General features: G+C 66.7%; 24 protein-coding genes. 13 read left to right on the top strand and 11 right to left on the bottom strand.

Going from position 1 to position 21,141, the window contains the following annotated elements:
* Positions 1-31: 31 nt before the first annotated feature.
* The 4 genes from F5544_RS17885 to F5544_RS17900 are packed head-to-tail and all read left to right on the top strand — an operon-like array spanning position 32 to position 4,257.
* Positions 32-685, top strand: coding sequence for a TetR/AcrR family transcriptional regulator (locus F5544_RS17885; protein WP_167474236.1), 654 nt, complete (start codon positions 32-34; stop codon positions 683-685).
* 11 nt (positions 686-696) lie between these two features.
* Positions 697-1,416: an ABC transporter ATP-binding protein gene (locus F5544_RS17890; RefSeq protein WP_167474237.1), complete on the top strand. Its 720-nt coding sequence runs from the start codon at positions 697-699 to the stop codon at positions 1,414-1,416.
* Positions 1,417-1,421: 5 nt separating this feature from the next.
* Positions 1,422-3,773 carry an ABC transporter permease gene (locus F5544_RS17895; protein WP_167479289.1) on the top strand — a complete coding sequence of 784 codons (2,352 nt, stop codon included), beginning with the start codon at positions 1,422-1,424 and terminating at the stop codon, positions 3,771-3,773.
* Between the two features lie 16 nt (positions 3,774-3,789).
* Positions 3,790-4,257, top strand: a complete 468-nt coding sequence (locus tag F5544_RS17900) for a nitroreductase family deazaflavin-dependent oxidoreductase (protein ID WP_167474238.1) — start codon at positions 3,790-3,792, stop codon at positions 4,255-4,257.
* On the opposite strand, the gene F5544_RS17905 is transcribed toward F5544_RS17900, so the two are convergent.
* Positions 4,251-5,216, bottom strand: coding sequence for a hypothetical protein (locus F5544_RS17905; RefSeq protein ID WP_203217584.1), 966 nt, complete (start codon positions 5,214-5,216; stop codon positions 4,251-4,253). The genes F5544_RS17900 and F5544_RS17905 overlap by 7 nt on opposite strands.
* Before the next feature lie 281 nt (positions 5,217-5,497).
* Here F5544_RS17905 and F5544_RS17910 point away from each other — a divergent pair, with 281 nt between their 5' ends.
* Complete coding sequence (locus F5544_RS17910; RefSeq protein WP_167474239.1) at positions 5,498-6,289, top strand: hypothetical protein; 792 nt, start codon at positions 5,498-5,500, stop codon at positions 6,287-6,289.
* Here the strand turns inward: F5544_RS17910 and F5544_RS17915 are convergent.
* A complete protein-coding gene (locus tag F5544_RS17915; RefSeq protein WP_167474240.1) occupies positions 6,271-7,188 on the bottom strand; it encodes a LysR family transcriptional regulator in 918 nt (305 codons plus the stop codon). The two genes, F5544_RS17910 and F5544_RS17915, sit on opposite strands and share 19 nt — an antisense overlap.
* Positions 7,189-7,263: 75 nt before the next feature.
* On the opposite strand from F5544_RS17915, the gene F5544_RS17920 reads away from it, so the two are divergent.
* Complete coding sequence (locus F5544_RS17920) at positions 7,264-8,757, top strand: MFS transporter (protein ID WP_203217585.1); 1,494 nt, start codon at positions 7,264-7,266, stop codon at positions 8,755-8,757.
* An 89-nt stretch (positions 8,758-8,846) separates the two neighbouring features.
* On the opposite strand, the gene F5544_RS17925 is transcribed toward F5544_RS17920, so the two are convergent.
* The 5 genes from F5544_RS17925 to F5544_RS17945 form a co-directional block, all read right to left on the bottom strand.
* Positions 8,847-9,836, bottom strand: a complete 990-nt coding sequence (locus F5544_RS17925; RefSeq protein ID WP_174867349.1) for a hypothetical protein — start codon at positions 9,834-9,836, stop codon at positions 8,847-8,849.
* Between the two features lie 35 nt (positions 9,837-9,871).
* On the bottom strand, positions 9,872-10,456 hold the full coding sequence (locus F5544_RS17930; RefSeq protein WP_167474242.1) for a PadR family transcriptional regulator: 585 nt from the start codon (positions 10,454-10,456) through the stop codon (positions 9,872-9,874).
* Between the two features lie 90 nt (positions 10,457-10,546).
* Positions 10,547-11,023, bottom strand: a complete 477-nt coding sequence (locus F5544_RS17935; RefSeq protein WP_167474243.1) for an HAD domain-containing protein — start codon at positions 11,021-11,023, stop codon at positions 10,547-10,549.
* A 102-nt stretch (positions 11,024-11,125) separates the two neighbouring features.
* Complete coding sequence (locus F5544_RS17940; RefSeq protein ID WP_203217586.1) at positions 11,126-11,680, bottom strand: GrpB family protein; 555 nt, start codon at positions 11,678-11,680, stop codon at positions 11,126-11,128.
* Positions 11,681-11,749: 69 nt separating this feature from the next.
* The gene (locus tag F5544_RS17945) at positions 11,750-12,328 is read right to left on the bottom strand and encodes a TetR/AcrR family transcriptional regulator (protein ID WP_238847306.1); all 579 of its coding nucleotides are present in this window, start codon (positions 12,326-12,328) and stop codon (positions 11,750-11,752) included.
* 127 nt (positions 12,329-12,455) lie between these two features.
* Here F5544_RS17945 and F5544_RS17950 point away from each other — a divergent pair, with 127 nt between their 5' ends.
* On the top strand, positions 12,456-13,370 hold the full coding sequence (locus F5544_RS17950) for an alpha/beta hydrolase family protein (RefSeq protein WP_203217587.1): 915 nt from the start codon (positions 12,456-12,458) through the stop codon (positions 13,368-13,370).
* A gap of 69 nt (positions 13,371-13,439) precedes the next feature.
* A complete protein-coding gene (locus F5544_RS17955; RefSeq protein ID WP_167474245.1) occupies positions 13,440-14,297 on the top strand; it encodes an LLM class flavin-dependent oxidoreductase in 858 nt (285 codons plus the stop codon).
* Positions 14,298-14,493: 196 nt separating this feature from the next.
* Here the strand turns inward: F5544_RS17955 and F5544_RS17960 are convergent, their stop codons facing one another.
* Together F5544_RS17960 and F5544_RS17965 are read right to left on the bottom strand one after the other, a co-directional pair.
* Positions 14,494-14,943 (bottom strand): hypothetical protein, encoded by a 450-nt coding sequence (locus F5544_RS17960; protein WP_167474246.1) that lies wholly within the window; start codon positions 14,941-14,943, stop codon positions 14,494-14,496.
* 4 nt (positions 14,944-14,947) lie between these two features.
* A complete protein-coding gene (locus F5544_RS17965; RefSeq protein WP_174867351.1) occupies positions 14,948-15,172 on the bottom strand; it encodes a VOC family protein in 225 nt (74 codons plus the stop codon).
* A gap of 232 nt (positions 15,173-15,404) precedes the next feature.
* Here F5544_RS17965 and F5544_RS17970 point away from each other — a divergent pair, with 232 nt between their 5' ends.
* Positions 15,405-16,124, top strand: coding sequence for a haloacid dehalogenase type II (locus F5544_RS17970; RefSeq protein WP_167474247.1), 720 nt, complete (start codon positions 15,405-15,407; stop codon positions 16,122-16,124).
* Between the two features lie 54 nt (positions 16,125-16,178).
* Here the strand turns inward: F5544_RS17970 and F5544_RS17975 are convergent, their stop codons facing one another.
* Positions 16,179-17,102, bottom strand: coding sequence for a LysR family transcriptional regulator (locus tag F5544_RS17975; protein WP_167474248.1), 924 nt, complete (start codon positions 17,100-17,102; stop codon positions 16,179-16,181).
* A 290-nt stretch (positions 17,103-17,392) separates the two neighbouring features.
* Here F5544_RS17975 and F5544_RS17980 point away from each other — a divergent pair, with 290 nt between their 5' ends.
* The 3 genes from F5544_RS17980 to F5544_RS17990 are packed head-to-tail and all read left to right on the top strand — an operon-like array spanning position 17,393 to position 20,231.
* Positions 17,393-18,109, top strand: coding sequence for a TauD/TfdA family dioxygenase (locus tag F5544_RS17980; RefSeq protein ID WP_238847307.1), 717 nt, complete (start codon positions 17,393-17,395; stop codon positions 18,107-18,109).
* Positions 18,110-18,880 (top strand): TSUP family transporter, encoded by a 771-nt coding sequence (locus tag F5544_RS17985; RefSeq protein ID WP_167474249.1) that lies wholly within the window; start codon positions 18,110-18,112, stop codon positions 18,878-18,880.
* A 34-nt stretch (positions 18,881-18,914) separates the two neighbouring features.
* Positions 18,915-20,231, top strand: coding sequence for a KamA family radical SAM protein (locus tag F5544_RS17990; RefSeq protein WP_203217588.1), 1,317 nt, complete (start codon positions 18,915-18,917; stop codon positions 20,229-20,231).
* Between the two features lie 27 nt (positions 20,232-20,258).
* On the opposite strand, the gene F5544_RS17995 is transcribed toward F5544_RS17990, so the two are convergent.
* Positions 20,259-20,561 carry a DUF4286 domain-containing protein gene (locus F5544_RS17995; RefSeq protein ID WP_167474250.1) on the bottom strand — a complete coding sequence of 101 codons (303 nt, stop codon included), beginning with the start codon at positions 20,559-20,561 and terminating at the stop codon, positions 20,259-20,261.
* Between the two features lie 131 nt (positions 20,562-20,692).
* Here F5544_RS17995 and F5544_RS18000 point away from each other — a divergent pair, with 131 nt between their 5' ends.
* The gene (locus F5544_RS18000; RefSeq protein ID WP_167474251.1) at positions 20,693-21,136 is read left to right on the top strand and encodes a helix-turn-helix transcriptional regulator; all 444 of its coding nucleotides are present in this window, start codon (positions 20,693-20,695) and stop codon (positions 21,134-21,136) included.
* Positions 21,137-21,141 lie beyond the last annotated feature (5 nt).

A 21,141-nucleotide genomic window follows, 5' to 3' on the forward strand; every position in this document is an offset into this window, starting at 1 on the left:
CCAATACACGGCTTGCTGGTGAGGGGGCGCGATGGTGACATCCGCCGAACAGGGCCGGGAAACCCGCGACCGGCTGATGGATGCGGCGGTCGAATTGATCGCCGAACGCGGGTGGGGTGCGGTGACCACCCGGATGCTCGCCGAGCGCGCCGGGCTGCGGCCCGGACTGGTGCACTACCACTTCAACTCGGTGAACGACCTGCTGATCGATGCGGCACTGCGGATGGCTCGGCAGCTGGGCGCGGGCGTGCTCGACGGTGCGCTCACCCGGTCCGGTGCGGCCGGGGTGCGCTACCTGCTCGACGCCGTCGAGTTGTACACCGCCGCCGATGTGGACACTCGTGTATTCAGCGAAATGCTTTTGGCGGCAACGCGATACGAGCGCCTGCAACAGGGGCTCGGCGAGGTGCTCCGCGAATTCCGCGCCGCGGTCGCGACCTGGCTCGACGGCTCGGTGCCGGATCCGGCGGCGACCGCGGTGGTGCTCACCGCGGTGCTCGACGGGCTGATCCTGCATCGCCTGATCGATCCGCGACTGGGCGAATCCGGTGTCGACGGCCCGCTGCGCCGATTGACCGGCCAAATGGGTGCTGTCGGCGAAGCCGTCCGCAGACCGCGCATGGCCGGAGCGAATGCGGAGGAACGCTTGTCCGACTACGGCGGGACCGGAGGGGTAGAACAATGAACGATTCGGCCATGGCAGCAGGCCCGCGCGGCGGGATCCGGCTGCACGCGGTGGACAAGACCTACGGCAGTGGCGATATCGCGGTGCACGCGCTCCGTGATATCGATATCGACGTCGCACCAGGGGAATTGGTGGCGGTACTCGGCCCGAGCGGATCGGGCAAGACCACCATGCTCAATGTCGTCGGCGGGATCGAACCGGTCGATCACGGCTCGGTTACTGTTGCCGGACAGGATATTTCGGGCCTGCACCCGCGTGATCTCGGTGAGTTCCGGCGTAGACACATCGGTTTCGTATTCCAGTTCTTCAACCTGATACCGAGCCTGACCGCACGGGAGAACGTCGAGGTGATCATCGAACTCACCGGTCGCGGCGACCGCCGCGCCGTGCGGGAGTTGCTCGACGCGGTCGGGCTGGCCGAGCGGGCCGACCACTTTCCCGCGCAACTGTCGGGCGGTCAGCAGCAGCGCGTTTCGATCGCGCGCGCCCTGGCCACCGACCCGGACCTGCTGCTCGCCGACGAGCCGACCGGCGCGCTCGACGTCGCGACCGGCCGTGGGGTGCTCGAATTGCTCCAGCGCACCGCACGCGACGGGCGCGGGGTGGTGATGGTGACGCACAACGAGGCCGTCGCCGAGATCGCCGATCGGGTCATCCGGATGCGGGACGGGCGGGTGGTCGCCGACGACCGCAACGCCGTCCCGGCCGATGCGGCATCGGTGCGGTGGTGAGTGCGATGTGGCTGTCCCGGAATCGGTTGCTCGGCCGCAAGATACGGCGCGACCTGCGGCGCAGACCTGCGCAGGCGGTGGCGATCGCGATCACCGTGATGCTGGGCGTACTGCTGTTCATCGCCAGCTACGACTCGTTCCGGAACCTGTCGGCATCCTACGAACAGACCTACGCGCGAACGCATTTCGCGGATTTCGTGGCCACCGGCAACGATCCGGGCGCGCTCGCGGCCGCGGTGCGCGGTGCGCCGGGGGTGGCGCGCACGGCGGTGCGGGTCCAGGCGGACGTGCCGATGGAGATCGGCGGCACCAAACTGCTCGGCAGAGTGAGTGGTGTTGCGGCGCAACCAGATTCGGATGTGGACGCACTGACGCTCACCGCGGGGCGGTTACCGGACCCGGCGCGGCCCGACGACGTCGTGATCGAACACCACGCCGCCGACACCTTCGGATTGCGGGTCGGTGATCGGCTCCGGATTTTCGACGGCGGCGCCTGGCATGCGGTGACGGTCGGCGGCATCGCGCGCTCACCGGAATATCTGTGGCCCGCGCGCAGCAGGCAGGACGTGATCGCCGACCCGCATTCGTTCGCCGTCGTTTTCGCGCCGCAGGCCCAGGCGCTGCGCCTGACCGGCCGCCCAAGGCCGGATCAGGCGCTGATCGAAATGTCTTCCGCCGCAAGCGCGGCCGATCGTGACCGAGTGACCGCACTGCTGCGGAGAGCCGGAGCCACCGATGTCGCGACCCGCGCGCAGCAGCCGTCGGACGCGGCGCTGCACGAGGATCTCAACGGGTTCTCCGAAATCGCGGTCGGCTTTCCGCTGCTGTTCCTCGTCGCGGCGGGGATCGCCGAATACGTGCTCATCGCCCGGCTCGTTCGTGCCGAGCGGCCGATTATCGGAACCCTGCTGGCGATGGGTGCGCGTCCGGGCGCGCTGGTGCGCCACTACGTCGGCTACGGCGCGGTGGTCGCGGCCGTCGGCGCTGCGGCCGGTGTGCTGCTCGGCGCCGTCGCGACCTCGGCGGTCACTGCGGCATACACCGGGGCCGTCGGCATTCCGGACACCGTGGTGGAACACCGGATCAACACCGCCGCAATAGGTTTCGCGCTCGGCCTGGCCGCGGGCTGCGTCGCCGGGCTGGCCCCGGCGCTGACCGCGGCGCGCACCGCACCCGCGCGGGCCATGCGCGGCGACGGCGCGGGCCCGGCGCGCCCCGGCCCGCTGGCCCGGCTCTCGGCCCGCTGGACCGCGCTGCCGGTGGTGGCCAGGATGGCCGTGCGGTCGCTCACCCGGGACCGCCGCCGCACGCTGGCGACCATGTTCGGCACCGTGCTCGCGCTGGTGCTGATCCTGGCGTCGGTCGGCATGGTGACGAGCATGCGCCGGATCCTCGATATCCAGTTCGGCCAGGTGGATCGCGAGGACGCCACCGTATTTGTCACGCCTGGAACGGATCTCGACGCCCGATTGCGCGCCGTACCCGGCGTCGTGGGCACCGAGCCCGAATCGTCCGCACCGATCACGGTGCGCGCCAACGGCGGAACGTATTCGACGGTGCTGACCGGGCTGCGACCCGATACCGATATGCACGGCTTCCGCACCACCGAGGGTGCGAGCGGACTGCCCGCCGACGGGGTCGTCGCCGGCTCCGGGCTCACCGACCGGATCGGCGCGCACGTCGGCGATATGCTCACGGTGACAGCGGCTTTCGGCACATCGCAGCAGGTGCGGCTGGTCGCGCTCGTCGACGAGCCGTTCGGCACCGCGCTGTACGCCACCGGCGATACCGCCCGCCGGATCGCGCCCGCGGCCTTGCCCGGCTATCTGCTGCGATTCGCGCCGGGAGCCGACCGGGGCGCGATCCGCGCCGCGATAACCGGGATCGACGGTGTGGTCGCCTACAGCGATACCCACGCCATCGTGGACGAGGTGAACAGCTTCCTGTCACTGTTCTGGGTGTTCGTCGGAGTCATGCTCGGCCTCGGCGCGGTGCTGGCGTTCACCGTCATCTACGTGACGATGACCGTCAACCTCGCCGAGCGCACGACCGAGCTGGCGACGCTGCGCGCCGCCGGGGTTCCCAACGGTCGCCTCACCACCGCTCTGGCTATCGAAAACCTCACCGCCACAGCCATTTCCGTGCCAGCAGGCGTAGTGGCCGGACTCATCGCGGCCTGGGTGTTCCTGCGCTCGTTCAACAGCGACATGTTCACCATGCACCTCTCGGTGGGCGTTGTCGCCCCCGCGCTCGCGGTCGCCGCGGTGCTGGCGGCCGCCGCCCTCTCCCAACTGCCCGCCCTGCGCTTCGTGCGACGGATCGACGTTGCCCGCGTCGTCCGCGAACGTGCGCTGTGATCGAACGGAGGACATCATGACCATCGCCGATACGGTCGCCAGGTTCGGCGCCCATACGCTGAGTACCCGCTGGATGGTGCGCGCGCCGATCGGAATCTACCGTGCCGGAATGGGTTTCGTATTCGGTCGCCGAATGCTCATGCTCGAACATCTCGGGCGGCGCAGCGGGAAGCGCCGCTACGTGGTGGTCGAGGTGGTGGACCGTCCCGCACCCGGTGAGTACATCATCGTGTCCGGATTCGGCGCCGGGGCCCAGTGGTATCGAAATATCCTGGCCCATCCGCAGGTTCGGATCTGGGTCGGGTTCCGGCGCGCGGCATCCGCGACCGCGACCCCGATGACCGAGCCGGATTCGATTGCGGCGCTCGAGTATTACAGTCAGAGGCATCCGCGAATGTGGAAACACCTGCGCGCCGCCATCGAACGCGCCACGGGCAGACCGGTCGGGGTGCTGCCCATGGTGCGGTTGCGTATCGACTACTGAGATGCGGCTCGAGCGGTGCAATTCTTTTGGGAATCGAGACGAACCTTGTGGCCGGTGAACTCCTCCAGTATCGAGATATTCTCGGAGGAATAGTTCTTCTCGGTGACCTTGTCGGCGTTCGGGCTGCCGAGCTTACCCGTGTACGGCGCGGATTTATCCAGCCAGTAGGCGGTGCGCAGGAATTCGATCAAGACGAAATCACGCAGCGCCGGTTCGTTCTTGATCTGCTCCCAGTAGTCGGGGTGGTTGCTCTTGGCGACACGCAGATACAGCAGCAGATAGCGGAGATTGGTCGCCGCGATATCCCTGGCGTTGCTGGCGCCGATGCCCTGGATGAATTCCTGTAGCACCGTCACCGCGGGAAGTCCCATCAGGCCCGCGTTCAACTCCGCGGTCACGCCCTGCAGGTGATAGTCGCCCTGCTGCTGATCGCGCAGGTAGATGCCGTCCATATCGTTGCTGTAATCGTCATCGATCAGCGGCAGGATTTCCTTGCGCGGGAAACCGTCGTGCAGCGGCACATTCGTGAGCTGCTGGTCGGCGTTGATCCAGGCCGCGGTGTACTGGTCCCAGTTGGTCCTGGACGAATCGAGATCCCACATGTGGGTTTCCTCGTGGATCGCCACCATCATCGATTCGGCGAACGCGTTGAAACTGCTGGTATCGACGAACTGATTCCAGTTGGGGTCGGCGGCCTGGGCGATCGCCAGCTTTTCCCCACTCGGCCAACGGCGGTGGTATACGCCCTGGAGGGTTTGCATCCAGTTCGAGCTGGAGAAGGCCGCGGCCAGGTCGCTCACATCGGCCTGGGGTGAGGAGGATTCGTCATAGCAGTACGGGTCGGTGACCGCGGGGGCGGTTACCGGCTGGGTATTTTGCGCCGCGACGGCCACCGAGCCCGGCCCGAGTGACAGGGCCAGACAGACGGTGAATACGGGCAGCAGATATTTGCGATACACAGGGGACCTCGCTTCGGGGAGATGTATCGACCTCGCCGGAGATATCCCGCTTGCTCGCCGCGCGGCTGACGGAGGGCGAGAACCGTTGCGCGAGAAGATGCCCCAGCCGACGGCCGCCGAAATTCCGGATTGCTGCCCGAATCATGACACGAAAGATCCGGGTGCGGACCTCCCCAGTTGGCCCCCATTCGCGCACACGATCACCTGTGCTTCCATGTGCAAGTGTGAATCTCATGCGCAGCACGGCGACCCGTTACGCCGTGACATTTGTAATCGGTTTCTTGGCAACAGGTTTCGCCGTATTACCGGGTGCCTGTGCGACGTCCGAAGCCGCGCCTGTCGGTCCGAGTACGCAGCCGGAACCGCTGCAGCCGGATCAGCAGTCGCGGGTGTACTTCAAGATACCGCTGGCCAACGAAATCATCCGCCTCCGAACACATTTCACGGTTCCGGCGCAGCCCGCCGAGATCGGAACGCTGTTCCTGTGGCCCGGCCTCGAGCCGCGGGCCGGCGGCCGGAACTACGATCCGATCGGCCTCGGCGTCCTGCAACCCGTGCTCACCTGGGGCGATGCCTGTGCCCCGACCCCGCAGCCGCCGACCTACTCGACCTGGTGGATTTCGGCGCAATACGTCAATGTCGGCAACGACCCCGACTACTCCGGCTGCAAATCGGGCCAGGCGATGTCGGTGAACGTCGGTGACCCGCTCGATATCGATATGACGCTGAACCAGACGACCGGTGTGTGGACCCAAACCGTCACCGGGCCGGCGGGTTCGGTGGACTACTCGATCAATATGAGCGGCCAGGCGCAGAATCAGGCGTTGTTCGCGATCGAGCCGTGGGACGGTGCGCGCAGTGCCACCGACACGCTCACCTTCTCCGACACCACCATCACCTTCCGCGATCCGGACGAGAACAGTTGCCGCAACCCGGAACTGAGCTACACCGGCACCGGCGGCCGGATCACGCAACCGCAACCCGGCACCGGTGGCAGCTGCCATATCGACACCGTCACCGTGAACAGTCCAAGCCTCGACCGCGATGTCGCGGCTCATGGTGTGACACGGTAGCTTCCGCTCAGTGCGGTGCGGAGGGTGTCGCGCAGCCAGCGTTGCGCCGGGTCGGCATCGAGCCGGGCATGCCAGAGCAGGCGCACGTCGACCTCCGGTAGATCGGCCGGGATGGGGAACCAGCGTATGCCGAGGGTTTTCCCATACTGTTCGGCGAGGCGCTGCGGCACCAGCCCGACGTAGTGGCTGGAGGCGACGAGGAATGCGGCGACCGCGGGGGTCGGCACCACGGCGGCCACGTGCCGCCGCAGCCCCGCGGCCTCCAGCGCATCGTCGAGCGGACCGCGCGTGCGTCCGCGGCGCGAGGCGGAGACGTGTGGGTGCTGGCACAGCTGCGCGAGCGTCGGGCGGCGGCGCCTGCCCAGCGGGCTGTCCGAGCGGACGATGCCAACTATTCGCTCGCGATACAGCACGGCCGTACGGATATCGGGGGACGCGGCATCGCTCGCGCCTATATCCAGGTCGATCGAGCCGTCGCGCAGGGCCTCGATGCTCTCGCTGCCCTCCGCGACGAAACGCAGTGTCACGCCGGGCGCGGCCGCGGCCGTCGCATCCACGGCCACCGTCGCCAGGGTCGCGGCGATGCCGTCGTTGATGCGAATCGTGAAGGTGCGCTTCAGTTCCGCGATGGTCACCGAGCGGTCGGCGCTGATCAACGCCGCCGCCTCGTCGAGCAGCGACCGCACCCGCGGCGCGGTGCGCAGCGCGAACGGAGTCGGCGCCATGCCGCGGCCGGCACGCACCAGGATCGGGTCGCCCATTGCCCGGCGCAGCCTGCCGAGCGCGCGGCTGGTCGCCGGGATGGACAGGTGCAGGCGTTCGGACGCCGCGGTGACGCTGCCGTCCTGCAGCAACGCGTCGAATACGCGCAGCAGGTTCAGGTCGAGCTGTTCGGGCATGGTTGCATCTTACGCAAGGATTTGTTGCCGAAGTTGCGTCGCGCGTAGGTTTTCCAGGTCCATAGCGTGATGGCCATGCCTTTGAAATTATTGATCCGCGACAGCCCACCGGAGTCGCGGGAACGGTCCGGCGGCCTGCTCGCGGTCATGTGCGCCTGCGTCATGCTCGTCGTCGGCATGGTCGCCGCGATCAACCTCGCCGTCCCGCTGCTCGCCGCCGACGCGCTTCGTCCATCCGCTTCGGCGCTGGTCTGGATCGTCGACACCTATGTGATTTGCTTTGCCTGCCTGGTGATTCCCGGCGGGGCGGCCGGTGATCGCTTCGGGCGCAAGGGAGTTCTGCTCACCGGGCTCGGATTGTTCGCCGCCGGTGCGCTGCTCTCCGCGTTCGCGCCGAATGTGGTTGTGCTGCTGGCCGGTCGCGCGATCACCGGCGCGGGTGCGGCCGCTGTGCTGCCCAATACGCTCGGTGTGCTGCTGCACGCCGTTCCCACCGAACGCAAGAGCGCGACGATCGCCACCTGGGCGTCGATGACCGGTCTCGGCGGCGTCATCGGCAATGTCGGTGGCGGGGCGATCCTTTCGGCCGGGTCGTGGCGGTGGTTGTTCGCCGCCGCGGTACCGATCGCACTGGCGCTCGCCGCGCTCGTCGGGGCGATCGCGCCGGTCTCGCCGCGGCACGACCGCAGGCTGGACCCGCTCGGCGCGGTGCTGCTCGTCGGCGCGTCGGTCGCACTGCTGCTCGGTATCGTGCAGGGTCCGGAGGCGGGCTGGGGGAGTCCGCTCGTTGTCACCGGATTCGTTTGTGCCGCCGTACTTTTCACGGCATGGACGGTCGTGGAACTGCGGGCCGAACACCCGCTGCTCGATCCCCGGCTGTTCCGGCTTCCCGGTCTGCGCAGCGCCGGCCTCGGCATGACGGCGGTGTTCTTCGGAATGTTCGCGCTGTTCTATGTCAACGCGTCATTTCTGCAGTACGCCAAGGGATTCGGCGTGCTGTGGACCGGTATCGGCGTTATCCCGCTGACCGTGCCGATCATCCTCGGCGCGCGACATGTCGGGCGCTTGACGGAGCGGATCGGCCTCGACGCCACCATCGCCCTGGCCTTCGGCTGTGTCGGCGGCGGACTGCTCGGGCTGTCCGTGAGCGACGCGCGGACACCGTACGCGGAATACGCCGTATGGCTTGTCGTCATGGGAATCGGTGTGACGCTTGCCCTTCCGACGTTATCCGGCGCAATCGCGGGCTCGCTGCCGCCCGCGCAGGCCGGGGTCGGCGCCGGATTGCAGGCGACAACCCGGGAGTTCGGCAGCGCCCTCGGTGTCGCGGTCATCGGCACGGTGCTCACCGCGCGATTCGCCGCCGCGCTGCCGCAGGATATTCGCGCCGAACACGATCCGCACACGGTCGCGCAGGCGCTCGCCGTCGCCGCACCCGGTCGCGCGGGGGAGATCGTCACCGCGTTCATCTCGGGCGCCGATCTCGGCCTGCGGGTGATCGGCATTGCCGTGCTTGTCCTCGGCGCGCTCGTCGTTCTGGAGTCGCGGCTGTCCCGGCGGTCGCGGTAGTACGAATTACCTTGGGCTACAGGAGTTGTCGTTGTCGGATAGGAATCGGGTCTGCGGCGGGGTGTCGCGGACCCGATTCATGGACATGGTCAGCGGCCGAACTTTTCGATCAGCCCGCACAGCGTGTCGAAGGCGGGCTTCGGGGTGTAGTCGTCGGTCATGATGCCGAACTGATGAAACAGATCGGGATTGGCGCTGTCCGCGTCGCGGAGTGCGAAATGGGTGTATCCGGTGATGTTCAGCTCCTCGGCGAGCGCGGCCACCTGTTCGACGACGGTCGAGACGACCTCGGCCTGCCGCTGTGGTGTGCGGTCAGGCCCTGTCGGCCAACCATTTTCGGCGATGTGCAGCGGGATCGCGCCGAAGCCCGCCTCGTTCAGCAGCGAACGATGGTGGCGGAGTAGGCCTTCCACGGCGCGCGGCATATCCTCGGCCGCGACCGGGTGGAAGACGTCCGGGAAGAAGTCCAGTCCAACGTAATCGAGTTGTTCGATGAATTCGGCGCCACCCAGCTCGGCCATCTCCGAAAGGAACGATGCGGCGGGTCCGTACAGCGGGGTGAAGTTGAAACCCACACGCAGATGGGCGAATCCGAGTTCGTGCGCTCGCTCCTTCGCGGCGGCGACGCCACGGACGATGGCCTCTCGCACGCCGGGGAAATAGCCGTCGAGGATCGGCATATCCGTCATGGTCGGTTCCTCGGCGATCTGCAGCAGATCGATCGTCTCGCCGTACTGCTCGACCAGTTCCCGCACGAATCCGCAATAGCCGTCGGTATTTCCGGTGGCGGATTGGTACTGGGCGACCAGCTCCAGCCGCCGTCCATCCACCGCGTACCGGCGCGCGTCGGCCGGTGTCGCGGTGGGCTGGGCACCGGATGCGGTGTCGTCGTTGAACGGTAGATAGGCGCGCACCCGGAACGGGCGTCCCGGCCTGCCCTGCAACCGATTCAGCGCCGCGGTGATCCGTGCCGGGTCGTCGTCCGGCCCGGTGGCCAGGTACCCCTGACCGAGGTACTCCTCGCGCGCATCCGTTCCCGTGACCCCGCCGGGATATATTCCGAAGGTCAATTCGGTCATATTGGGTTTCCTTCTATTTTGTTGTTGACCTCGACTTATTTCCGTGGTTGCGTCGCAGGCCAGGCGAGCGTGCCCGAGCGGATCTCCGCGACCACCGACTCGACCCACGCGATCTCCGAATGTGCCTGTGCCAGTGCGTATTCGGCTTCGATGACGAACAGTCGCGGCACGCCGTCCGCATGACATTCGCGCAGCTTTCCCGCATCGATGTCGGCGCGTTCACGCAATTTGGCCGCCCGCTCGGTGAGCGCCGCGACGGCCCCTTCCGGCCCGAGCGCGCCGAGATAACTCACCGCGCCGAGGAATGCGGAGAATTCCCGCCCAGGATTGCGGATCGCGGCGTCCAACCGCCGCACCAGCTCCGCGGTCCCCTCGGGGGTCAGCGCGTAAACGGTGTGCTCGGGTCGATTTCCATTGCGCTGCTGCCCCTCCGGCACCGCCCACCCCGCGTCGGCAATCGCGGAGACCACATTGTAGAGCGTGCCTCGATTCACGACGGCAGCGTAATGCTCACTGCGCGAACGCAATTCGGCAAATATCTGATAGGGATGCGCCGGTCGCTCCAGGAGCAGGCCGAGCACCGCGACAACGATCGGGTTATCGAGTACACGCGCTGGCATGGTCTAACTCTAACAGTCTAAATAAACCATATGCAAGATCCGCCCTGGCTGCGGCTGAGAAGCCTTCGGCCCCTGCGGATCTCGGATGATTCAGCTTCCGCGCAGCCACCGCTCGATGGCCGCGTAATCCTCGTCGGCAAGCCCCAGAGATGGTTCGACATGCCGGAGAAATGCTCGGCCGGAATGATGGGTGGCAACCCAGTCGCGATCCGCGTCGCCGATCTCGTCGTCGACCCAGGCGAACGGTCGCCCGGCGGCCCAGCTCACCAAAGTCCGGGTCTTCCAGCAGAGCCCGAACCAGCGGTCTTCATGCTCCTCCCCAGCCGTTGGCTCCGGCCAATACACCACCGGCAGCCGCGGCAGCCCGATCCGTGGCGCGATCTCGGCATTGGCCCGGTCCTCCCACGTTGTGGCCCAAACCAATTCGCACGGCAGCGCCGCCAGCCGCTTCCCCACCTCGCCGTCGAGGCGACGAACACCCGCGCCGCCCCGCCGCGGGTTTTCGCCGAACGGCAGCAGTGGCCCATCGACATCGAGAAACAGTATCGGACGTCGCACGCCGAGCATGTAATGCACTCTGCCACCGTCATCGACGCCCCGAACCTTATCGAAGCCGTTGATACTCCGACCATCTGGACCAGACCAGTGCCGCCATCCGAAAGCCCCCGATCAAACCGGCGTCCAACCGCAATTCTGTGCCCACTCCTGTGCCCGCCGGGTTATCTCGGTGATCAGTGGCCCCTTTTCCTCGGCATATGCGTTCATGTCGGCCCAGTCTCGTTGCGCGAGCTTACGTTTGAGTTGCTCATATGCCGTGCGGTCGGCAGCGTCGAGCCGCAGCCAGTCTCGGAAGAGCAGGTGGCGGCGTTCCCATTCGCTGCCGAGGGTGCAGATATGGACGTGGACGTCATGGTGCGGGGTTCGCACCATGCGGTGTCCGGGCTCCCGGACTCGTAGGCGGTAGCCTACGGCGAGCAGTGCGTCGAGATAGGTTGCCTCGTCCTCGACATCCGGGACGCTGAGGTCGATGTCGATGATCGGCTTGGCGGCCAGACCCGGCACCGAGGTCGAACCGATGTGGTCGATGCGGCGTGCGGTCGCGCCGAGCGCCGCGGCGATGCGGGCGCGTTCTTCGGCGAAGCGTCGCGGCCACGCGGCGTCGTAGTCGACGATCCGAATATCACGTTTCTCGATGCCGCCGATCAGCTCTCTTCGGTCGTTCACGTCAACTATTTTCGCTCGAGCCGCTGGAGCGGTCGGGCGGATAATGTTGCGGCGGAGGGGAGTTCGTTGCTATCTGCGGCAGCCGGCGAGGAGTAGGCGGATGGTTAGGCGGGCGTCGTAGTTCGGGTCGGTCAGTTCCGCGCCCGCGCAGATATCGCCGATGGCGCGCATCAGTTGGTAGGCGGTGAGGTCGGCGGTTATTTCGTTTGCGGCTCGGGCGGCGGTGAGCAGGTCGTCGAGGATCGGTACTAGGCGGTCGAGGAACAGGGTGTGCAGGGCGGCGTAGCCGTCGGGGTCGTTGCGCATCGCCGCGGCGAGGCCGTGCTTGGTGATCAGGAAGTCCGCGAAGCGATCCACCCATCGGCACAGCGCGGCGGATGGGGAGGTTTCCTCGGCGAGCAGCGCAGGCCCGGCCTCGGCGCAGGCATCGATCTGGTGGCGGTAGACGGCCGCGACGAGGTCTGCCCGGGTGGGGAAGTGTCGGTAGATCGTGCCCATGCCGACGCCGGCGGCGGTGGCGATCCGGCGCACCGGCGCGTCGACCCCGTGCGTGACGAATACCGACGCCGCGGCATCGAGCAGGGCTCGCTCGTTGCGCCGTGCGTCGGCGCGCTTGGCCGGGCTCACGACCTGCTCGTCTGCGTCCACGCGGCATTCCCTTCTCGCAACCCTGGCTAAGCGGAGCATTGTTCCGTATATTCGGAGCAGCGCTCCGCTTAATAGTGTATCCGCGGCCGAAGCGGATGAAGCGCGCATCGCAATCGAAGGGAATCCCATGTCCGCACCCAGCCCGAGCGCCGTACCCGCCATGCCCACCGCGATCATCAGCGTCAAACCGGTCGTTCTTCCCGCGCCGGAGCGCGGCGACGACCTGCGGGTTCGCGTGTCCGCGCCCGTCACCGGCTCCGGCCTGCCGGTCCTCGTATTCGCCCACGGCTTCGGACAGTCGATGTCCTCTTACGACCCGCTTGTCGACTTCTGGGCGAGCAACGGCTTCGTCGTCGTCCAACCGACATTCCTCGATTCACGGACCCTCGGCCTCAACCCCGCCGACCCGCGCTACCCGGATATCTGGCGCATTCGGGTCCGGGACGTCACGCGGGTACTCGATGAACTCGATCGCGTCGTCGCCGCGATTCCTGGGCTCGGCGACCGAATCGATCGCGACCGCATCGCCGCCGCGGGACACTCCTGGGGCGGTCAGACCGTCGGCATGCTGCTCGGGGCGCGCGTACTCGGCGCGGATGAGGAGGATATGACCGATCCCAGGGTGAAAGCCGGTGTGCTCCTCGCGACGGCCGGCCGCGGCGGCGATGACCTGACACCGTTCGCGACGCAGAATTTCCCCTTCATGAACCCCGACTTCGACGGCCTCACCACGCCGACCCTCGTGGTCGCCGGCGATAACGACCAATCCCACCTCTCCACCCGCGGCCCCGACTGGTTCACCGACGCCTACGTCTACAGTCCCGGCGCCCGCGGCCTGCTCACGGTATTCGGGGGCGAGCATTCGCTGGGCGGAATCCACGGCTACAACGCCGCGGACACCACCGACGAGAGCCCCGAACGCGTCGCCTTCATCCGGGAGGCCACCTGGGCGTACCTGCGCAGCGAACTCGGGATCGACGAGACGGCGTGGAAGGATCTCGCGCGGGCCACCCACCCGATCGGCCGCATCGACACCAGGTAGCCGCGGAAATCCCTTGGGTCGCCGAATATTCGGTCGACCGCGGCGGTCCGGTCCGGTAACGATGGGCGGGTGACGAGTCTGGGTGTTGTCTTCGAACCGCAGAATCCGCCGGAGCAACTGCGAGAGGTGGTGCGCGTAGCCGATTCGGCTGGCCTGGAACAGCTTTGGCTGTGCGAGGACTGCTTCGCCGAGGGTGGCATCGCCACCGCCGCGGCCGCGCTGGCCTGGTCCGAGCGGGTGCGCATCGGTGTCGGGGTGCTTCCCGCTCCGCTGCGCAATGTCGCGGTGACGGCGATGGAAATCGCCACGCTGGAGCGAATATTTCCCGGCCGGACGATCTGGGGTGTCGGCCACGGTAATCAGCAGTGGATGAGTCAGGCCGGCGCCCGGGTCGCCTCGCCGCTCACCCTGCTGCGCGAATATCTCGATGCCCTAAGGGGTTTGCTCGCGGGAGAGCGAATCAGCGTGCGGGGCCGCTACATTCGACTCGACGATGTCGCGCTCGACTGGCCGCCCGCGGCCGCGCCCACCGTGATCGTCGGCGGATTCGGGCCGCGCACGCTGCGGCTGGCCGGTGCGGCCGCCGATGGCGTCGTCACCGGCACCGCGCTCGCAGGCATGCGACAGGCTATCGAGCTCACGCAGGAAGACCGGCCGCACGGCGGGGACTTCTCGTTCATGGTCCAACTGGTGGCCGCCACCGGCCCCGGCGCGGCCGAACGCGCCGAAGCCGAAGTGCGAAAATTGGGCCATACCAGCGAAGATGGTCTCTGTGCCGTCGGCGATGCCCAGGCGATCGCCGATACCGTCGCACAATGGGCGCAGGCCGGTGCCGACACCGTCATCCTCGAACCCACACCCGACGAGCCCGACCCCGTAGGGTTCGTCCGCTTCATCGCCGAAAAGGTGAGCCCGCTCATCGCCTAATGTGCGCCGCCAGCAACGCCGTCCGCAGACCGCGCATAGTCGCAGCGAATGCGGCGGTACGCCTAATCGGTGCTGTCGGTGGAGCCGTCCCTGGCCCGTGCATGGCCGGAGTGAATGGCCGAGGTATGTCTAATCGGTGCTGTCGGCGAAGCTGTTCCCGGCCCGTGCACGGCCGGAGCAAATGGCCGAGGTACGCCTATGGTTTGTCAGGCCCGATCCTGCGCGGTTTGGCGATGCGCCGAATCCCCGCTGCCGAGGCGTCGTTGCCCGCTCGTTTCCGCCGCACCGCGCCGAAATCGATGACGCTCCCGTCATGTTCGGTTCGACCCGGATCGGATACCGGAGTGTGCTGCCACGCGGGACCGAGGTCCAACGGCCAGGCACCCGTTTCGCGCTGCAGCTCCGATCGCAGTACGGGTTTGGTGGGTGTCGGATCGAGGACGGGGCCACTGTCGGAGCGCCAGGTTTTGCGGCGAGGTTCGGCGGCATCTTCCGTGACGCGCCGGGGGCGATGCGGTAGCCGGATGAGTTTCGCTGTGTGCTTGCCCGTTTCGGGGTGACCGGTTTCGGCGGCATCCTCGTTTTCCGGCGTACCAGATCGCACCGCATCGAACTCGTTTTCACCGGGGCCCGGCAAGTCACTCACGCCCCTATTCTGCCTCAGGTTCGCACAGTCGTTCCGACGCTCCTTCCCTGGGCACCGGATTAGCCAGTATTCGGGCCCGCAGCCGTGGTGACCACTGCACGTATTCGACATTGGTTCCGTCACTGTGACGCAGGTAGGCGTATCGGCCGGTTTCGCTTCGGAAGGGGCCACCGATGATCGCGGCCTCGGTGAGGTCGGCGATCAATTCGTCGAGATCGTCGACGATCACCGGACCGATCGTCGACCGGTATCGGTCGGTGTGTTCGGGTGCGCCCGCGATGAGCAGAAAGTCACCGACGGCGGCGGCCGGAGCGGGGCTCGTCGAGACCGTTCACACTTTGTGCGTATGGTCTCGCACGCACCTCGACCAGCTACTCACCGCACCCGCACACCGATCGATCGGAGAGCCGGGTCACATGAGGTAGCTGCGAAAGTGCCGGGCGCTTAGGGTGATACCGCTAATGATCTTGAAAGGGGTGGGTGTGGATATCGATGCCGCGGTGTTCGATGTGTTCGGCACGTTGACCGATTGGCGTTCCAGTGTGGCGGGTGAGCTGGCCGCGGCCGGGGCCGGACAGTCCGCGGATTGGTTCGCGGTCACCGACGCATGGCGCGGTCGGTACAGTCCGACGTTGGCGAAAGTCCTTGCGGGAGAGCTGCCTTGGCAGTCGCTCGATGCGCTGCACCGGATCATGCTCGACGAGGTGCTTGCGGAATTCGGCCTGGACGGGTTCGACGAGCCCACCCGCGACGAGCTGGTGACGGCCTGGCATCGCCTCCGCCCATGGCCCGACGCACCGGACGGCCTCGCGCGACTCCACCGGTCCGACGTGCTCACCGCGACGCTCTCGAACGGCGGCGTCGGCCTGCTCGCCCGCCTGACCAAACAGGCCGGGCTGCGCTTCGACTGCATTCTGTCGGCGGAATTGGCGAACTCGTACAAACCCGATCCGAAGGTCTATCTGCGCGCCGCCGAACTCCTCGATGTCGCGCCGGGACGCCTCCTGATGGTGGCCTGCCACCCCACCGATCTCGCGGCCGCCGCGCGGGCCGGCCTCCGCACGGCTTACATTCCCCGCCCGTTGGAATGGGGCCCCGACGCCCCGCCGGTCGCCGCACCCACCGACGTCGACCTCATCGCCGCCGATGTCGTAGACCTGGCCGAGCAACTGGCGCGCTGATCGAATTCGGTGGGGAAGCCGGTCAGGTACGCGGTGCCCGGTAAGACCGAACGGCTACTCGTCGGCCGCAGGCAGCGTGCGCGCACGCTGGGTGACGGCAATCGCGATCTTGACGAACGCATCGCGGAGCGGGTGGTGGGTGGTGTTCAACCAGACGATTTTCAGGAAGACCGGCGGAGCATCCGTCAGCTCCCGGAACCGGACGTGTGGATGCCCGTGAAAGGTCGTGGTCGATAGGGGTGTAACCCCTACACCCCGCTTCGCGGCGATCGCTTCGAGCCATTCATCGATATTCCGGGCCGTGGTGATCATCCGGCCGTCCGTCGCATGTCCCCAGAGGTCGACCTCCGTGGTGCCGACAATTCCGATGACGAGCGGTTCGGCGGCCAGGTCGCGCAGCGAGACAGTCCTGCGGTTACTCAATGGATGGTCTGCCGGAAGTGCCGCCACCCGAGGCTCGCTGAGCAAGAACGCGCTGGCGACTCGATCGTCCGGAGGCTCGCTGCGCAGGAAGGCCACGTGTGTGTCGCCCTCGTCGAGGCCGGCCAGCGGTGTCATGGTGCGGACCAATTCGACCTGCGCACCCGGGCACGTCTCCTCGAACTCGCGCACGATTTCCGCCGTGTACACCCCGGCCGCGGTCCAGGTGAAGCCGACTCGGAGCACGATCCGTTGCCCGCGAACGGCATGCTCGGCCTCTCGAATGGTCGTCAGCACCCGATGCGCGTACGGCAGCAGTCGGGCTCCGGCCTCGGTCACCGTCACCTGTTGACCGGATCTGTCCACCAGCCGCGCATCGATCAGCCGCTCGAGTTGCGCGACCGTCCGGCTCAGCGCGGGCTGACTCACGAAAAGTGCGTTCGACGCGCGCGTGAAGCTCCCTTGCTCGACGAGGGTGACCAGCGCGCGCAGATGCCGGACCTCGATTCTGCTCCCCGAAGAAACCATCTTGCCCATGCCGCCCCCCAAGTGCGTCACGACACCACCATGAAGAATGAACCGATAACCCGCGCAAACCCAGACCCGACTTCTGGCGCCCCATAAATTCCGACTGGTCGGTCCGATAGCTTCCTATCGTGGCTCGGATGCCATTCGAGCGACTGTGGAGCGAATCGGCTGCGCCCGATTGGGCCACCGCGAGTAACCACCGGATATGTGTTCAGCGTATACACCATGCGATCTTTGCATTGGCTACACCTCGCCGTACAGACCTAGCCTCCTAAATGAATCGAAAAGCCTTGTAACCTATTACCAGTAATGGGGTTGACGTGCGGATCACTGATGAGAAGAGTTTTTCCGAGACCGCGTTGGCGGATACCGGCCACGCTCTGGTAACGGAACTCCGGAACGAAGGGGAAGCGGTCCACCTGCTCGAGTCCCTTGGTTCGATAATTCCGCAGTACGACGGCAAAGTCCGGCATGATGTGACCTATCAGCCCGGATACCAGGATCAGTCCTATTCGCGCAGCACGAATACGATCCGCGCGCATACCGAGGCACCGGGGTGGACTCCGGAACCGCCCCGCTACCTCGCGCTGTACTGTCATCGGCAGGACCGGTTCGGCGGCGGCCACACCGACCTGCTCGATGGCGAGGTGCTGCGCGAACGGCTGCCCGCCGCGGAACTGGACCTCATGGCCGCTATGCCGATCACATTCCCGGGACGAAACGGCTCGATCACCGCGCCGATGTTCGAGACACATGCGGACGGCCGCAAACTGTTGCGGTTCAGCTTCAATCTGTTGACCAGCGGCAGCTACGAAGCGAAATTGACCGAACCGACGCCGGACCCCGCGGATCTTCCGGCGGGCGCGGCGGGAGTTTCCCTTGCCCACCAGGTCAGTGCGCTGTTCGATGAATTCCGGACGCGAATCCTTATTCCGGAAAACGGCCTTTTGATCTGGGATAATCAGCGCCTCCTGCACGCCCGATCCGAATATTCCGACCGGGCGCGCCATCTGACCAGATTCTGGCTCAGCATATAAATGGATTTCTCAACCGCCGCACTTCTGTTGCCGATCGTCGCCTTCGCCGCGGGCTGGATTGATTCCGTGGTGGGCGGCGGCGGCCTGTTACAACTTCCGGCCCTCATGATCGCGGTTCCCGGCGCTCCGGTGGCCACGCTGCTCGGAACGAACAAACTGGCATCCGCCGCAGGCATGTCGATGGCCGCGCTGACGTACACCCGCCGCCTGACCACGAACCGGCGGATCGCGTGGCTCGCCGGGCTGCTCGGCATCGGCGCGGCGGCCACCGGGGCCGCGTGCGCGGGTGCCATGTCCTCGGCCGTGCTGCGTCCGATGGTCCTAGCGGTCCTCGTCGGCGTGCTGGCAATCGTCGTGCTGCGCCCCGGTTTCGGAGCCACCGAGCGGGTAGTACCGAGACCTGTGCTGCGCGGTGTCCTCGCCACCGCGGTCGCGGGACTGGCCATCGGTTTCTACGACGGAATCCTCGGGCCTGGCACCGGCGCCTTCCTCGTCTTGGCGTTCACCGGCCTCATCGGCACGGACTTCCTGCGTAGTTCCGCGCTCGCGAAGATCGTCAATACCGGCACCAACGTGGGGGCGCTGACCGTCTTCGCGCTGCAGGGGCACGTGCTGTGGAGCGTCGGTCTCGGGATGGCCGTGGCCAGTGTGCTCGGCGCGCGGCTGGGCTCGATAACGACGCTCCGGCGCGGAGCCACGTTCGTGCGGGCGGTGCTGATCTGTACCGCGATATCGCTCATCCTCAAGCTCGGCTACGACGAATTCGGCTGAGCCGCAACAAGACCCATGGAAGAAGGGGGACACTGTGACCGCGGCGATTTCCCGCCCGCCGGTCCGGACGTTCCGGGCCTACACCACAAAACACCTCGACGAACTGACCGCGCGAGCCGGACTTTCCCCGGCCGAGCGCCTGGCCGTCAGAGCGGTTGCGACCGTATTGCCGTTCCGCACCAACAGTTATGTCGTCGACGAGCTCATCGACTGGTCCGCCGCACCCGATGATCCGATCTACCGGCTGGTCTTCCCGCAGGCGGATATGCTGCCTGCCGAGGACGTCGCCGCCATCGCGGATCTGCTCAGCGGCGCGGCCCCACGGTCGCAGATCGAGGCCGCCGCGCACGCGGTGCGGATGAAGCTCAATCCGCATCCGGCCGGGCAGCGGCAACTCAACGTGCCCAGACAGGGGACCGAAGCGCTACCCGGCATGCAGCACAAATACCGGGAGACGGTGCTCTTCTTCCCGAGTCAGGGCCAGACCTGTCACGCGTACTGCACATACTGTTTTCGCTGGGCCCAGTTCGTCGGCGAACCCGATCTCAAGATCAGCGGCGGGATGATCGATCGGTTGGTCGCGTATGTGACCGCCCACCCCGAGATCACCAGCGTGCTCATCACCGGCGGTGACGCGATGATCATGAACGAGTCGGTATTGCGTCGGTACGTAGATCCGCTGCTGCGGATCGAGCAACTCGAGTCGATCAGGATCGGTACCAAATCGCTGGCTTATTGGCCGCAGAAGTTCATCGGCGACCCGGACGCCGACGATATGCTCCGTCTGTTCGAACGGGTCCGCGCGGCCGGGAAGAACCTCGCGTTCATGGCGCATTTCACCCACCCGCGCGAACTGGAGCCGCCGTCGGTGGCCGAGGCGATGCGCCGCATCACCGACACCGGTGCGACCATCCGTACCCAGTCACCGCTGATTCGCTCGATCAACGACGACCCCCGGATTTGGGAAACGATGTGGCGCCGCCAAATACGGCTCGGCGCCGTGCCCTATTACCTGTTCGTCGAGCGTGATACCGGGCCGCGGGACTACTTCGCGGTACCGCTCACCCGCGCGTACGAGATCTTCCGGGACGCCTACAAGAATGTCTCCGGACTGGCGCGAACCGTTCGCGGCCCGTCGATGTCGGCCACCCCCGGCAAGGTGTGCGTGGACGGCCTGGTGGAGGTGAACGGCGAGCAGGTCTTCCAGCTGCACTTCATCCAGGCTCGCGATCCGGAGCTGGTCAACCGGCCGTTCTTCGCGAAATACGATCCGGCCGCGGTGTGGCTGGATCAGCTCACCCCCGCGTTCGCCGACCGATTCCCCTTCGAACCGGGCACGCGGGCGGCATGAGATCCCGCCTCGACAAGCGCTGATCCCTCAACGAACGCTGAACACGACCTCCCCGGTGCACCGGGTGAAGCTCACCTTCCCCGACTCGACGAACCGTGCGCCCTCGGCGCGCAACTCGACGGCCGGGCCCGATTCGTACGCGGCGAAGGTCTCCCGATCCGGGAACAGGTAGCGGCTCTCGACGCGCCCGTCGTCGAGCAGGACGACCTGGCCGGAAACGGCCGCGCCGAGCTCGACCACCTTCGCCACATGCCCGTCACGCATCCAGGCCAGGTACTCCGTCCGCGCCTCGTCGCCGGTGAATTCCGCGGTAACCACATATGTGAACATGTATGAAAACTAGTACAGGACAACGGTATCCGGCTCGACCGGAAAATCGCATCATCGACGGTATCGGAACAGATCCGGGCCGCGCCGACCTGATCTGGGCAAATCCGGTTCGGCGTGGCACTATCTGGCAGGTGACATCCGCTACGGAGCAGCACCTGCGTGATCTGGCCCGGTTGCGCCGCGTCCGGGACCGGATCGACCGCGAATACGCGCAGCCGCTGGACGTCGAATCGCTCGCCAGGGATGCGCACATGTCGGCGGGCCACCTCAGCCGCCAGTTCCGGCTCGCCTACGGCGAATCGCCGTACGGCTATCTGATGACGCGGCGCATCGAGCGCGCGATGGCGCTGCTGCGGCGCGGTGATATGAGCGTCACCGAGGTCTGTTTCGCGGTCGGGTGTTCGTCGCTCGGCACCTTCAGCACCCGTTTCACCGAATTGGTCGGCGTCGCGCCGAGCGTCTACCGGCGCGACGCCGCGCTCGCGACTGCCGGGATGCCGTCGTGCGTCGCGAAGCAGGTAACCAGACCGATCAGAAATCGAGAAGCTCCGGTTACCTCACAGCAACTAACGTGACCGTC

The organism is Nocardia arthritidis (assembly GCF_011801145.1).
GTDB classification, from domain to species: Bacteria; Actinomycetota; Actinomycetes; order Mycobacteriales; family Mycobacteriaceae; genus Nocardia; species Nocardia arthritidis_A.

Excerpts from the sequence above, each read along its gene's own strand:
- F5544_RS17885 (WP_167474236.1), top strand. The coding sequence starts at position 32 with ATGGTGACATCCGCCGAACAGGGCCGGGAAACCCGCGACCGGCTGATG.
- F5544_RS17890 (WP_167474237.1), top strand. The coding sequence starts at position 697 with ATGGCAGCAGGCCCGCGCGGCGGGATCCGGCTGCACGCGGTGGACAAG.
- F5544_RS17895 (WP_167479289.1), top strand. The coding sequence starts at position 1,422 with ATGTGGCTGTCCCGGAATCGGTTGCTCGGCCGCAAGATACGGCGCGAC.
- F5544_RS17900 (WP_167474238.1), top strand. The coding sequence starts at position 3,790 with ATGACCATCGCCGATACGGTCGCCAGGTTCGGCGCCCATACGCTGAGT.
- F5544_RS17915 (WP_167474240.1), bottom strand. The coding sequence starts at position 7,188 with ATGCCCGAACAGCTCGACCTGAACCTGCTGCGCGTATTCGACGCGTTG.
- F5544_RS17920 (WP_203217585.1), top strand. The coding sequence starts at position 7,264 with ATGCCTTTGAAATTATTGATCCGCGACAGCCCACCGGAGTCGCGGGAA.
- F5544_RS17925 (WP_174867349.1), bottom strand. The coding sequence starts at position 9,836 with ATGACCGAATTGACCTTCGGAATATATCCCGGCGGGGTCACGGGAACG.
- F5544_RS17930 (WP_167474242.1), bottom strand. The coding sequence starts at position 10,456 with ATGCCAGCGCGTGTACTCGATAACCCGATCGTTGTCGCGGTGCTCGGC.
- F5544_RS17935 (WP_167474243.1), bottom strand. The coding sequence starts at position 11,023 with ATGCTCGGCGTGCGACGTCCGATACTGTTTCTCGATGTCGATGGGCCA.
- F5544_RS17950 (WP_203217587.1), top strand. The coding sequence starts at position 12,456 with ATGTCCGCACCCAGCCCGAGCGCCGTACCCGCCATGCCCACCGCGATC.
- F5544_RS17970 (WP_167474247.1), top strand. The coding sequence starts at position 15,405 with ATGATCTTGAAAGGGGTGGGTGTGGATATCGATGCCGCGGTGTTCGAT.
- F5544_RS17985 (WP_167474249.1), top strand. The coding sequence starts at position 18,110 with ATGGATTTCTCAACCGCCGCACTTCTGTTGCCGATCGTCGCCTTCGCC.
- F5544_RS17995 (WP_167474250.1), bottom strand. The coding sequence starts at position 20,561 with ATGTTCACATATGTGGTTACCGCGGAATTCACCGGCGACGAGGCGCGG.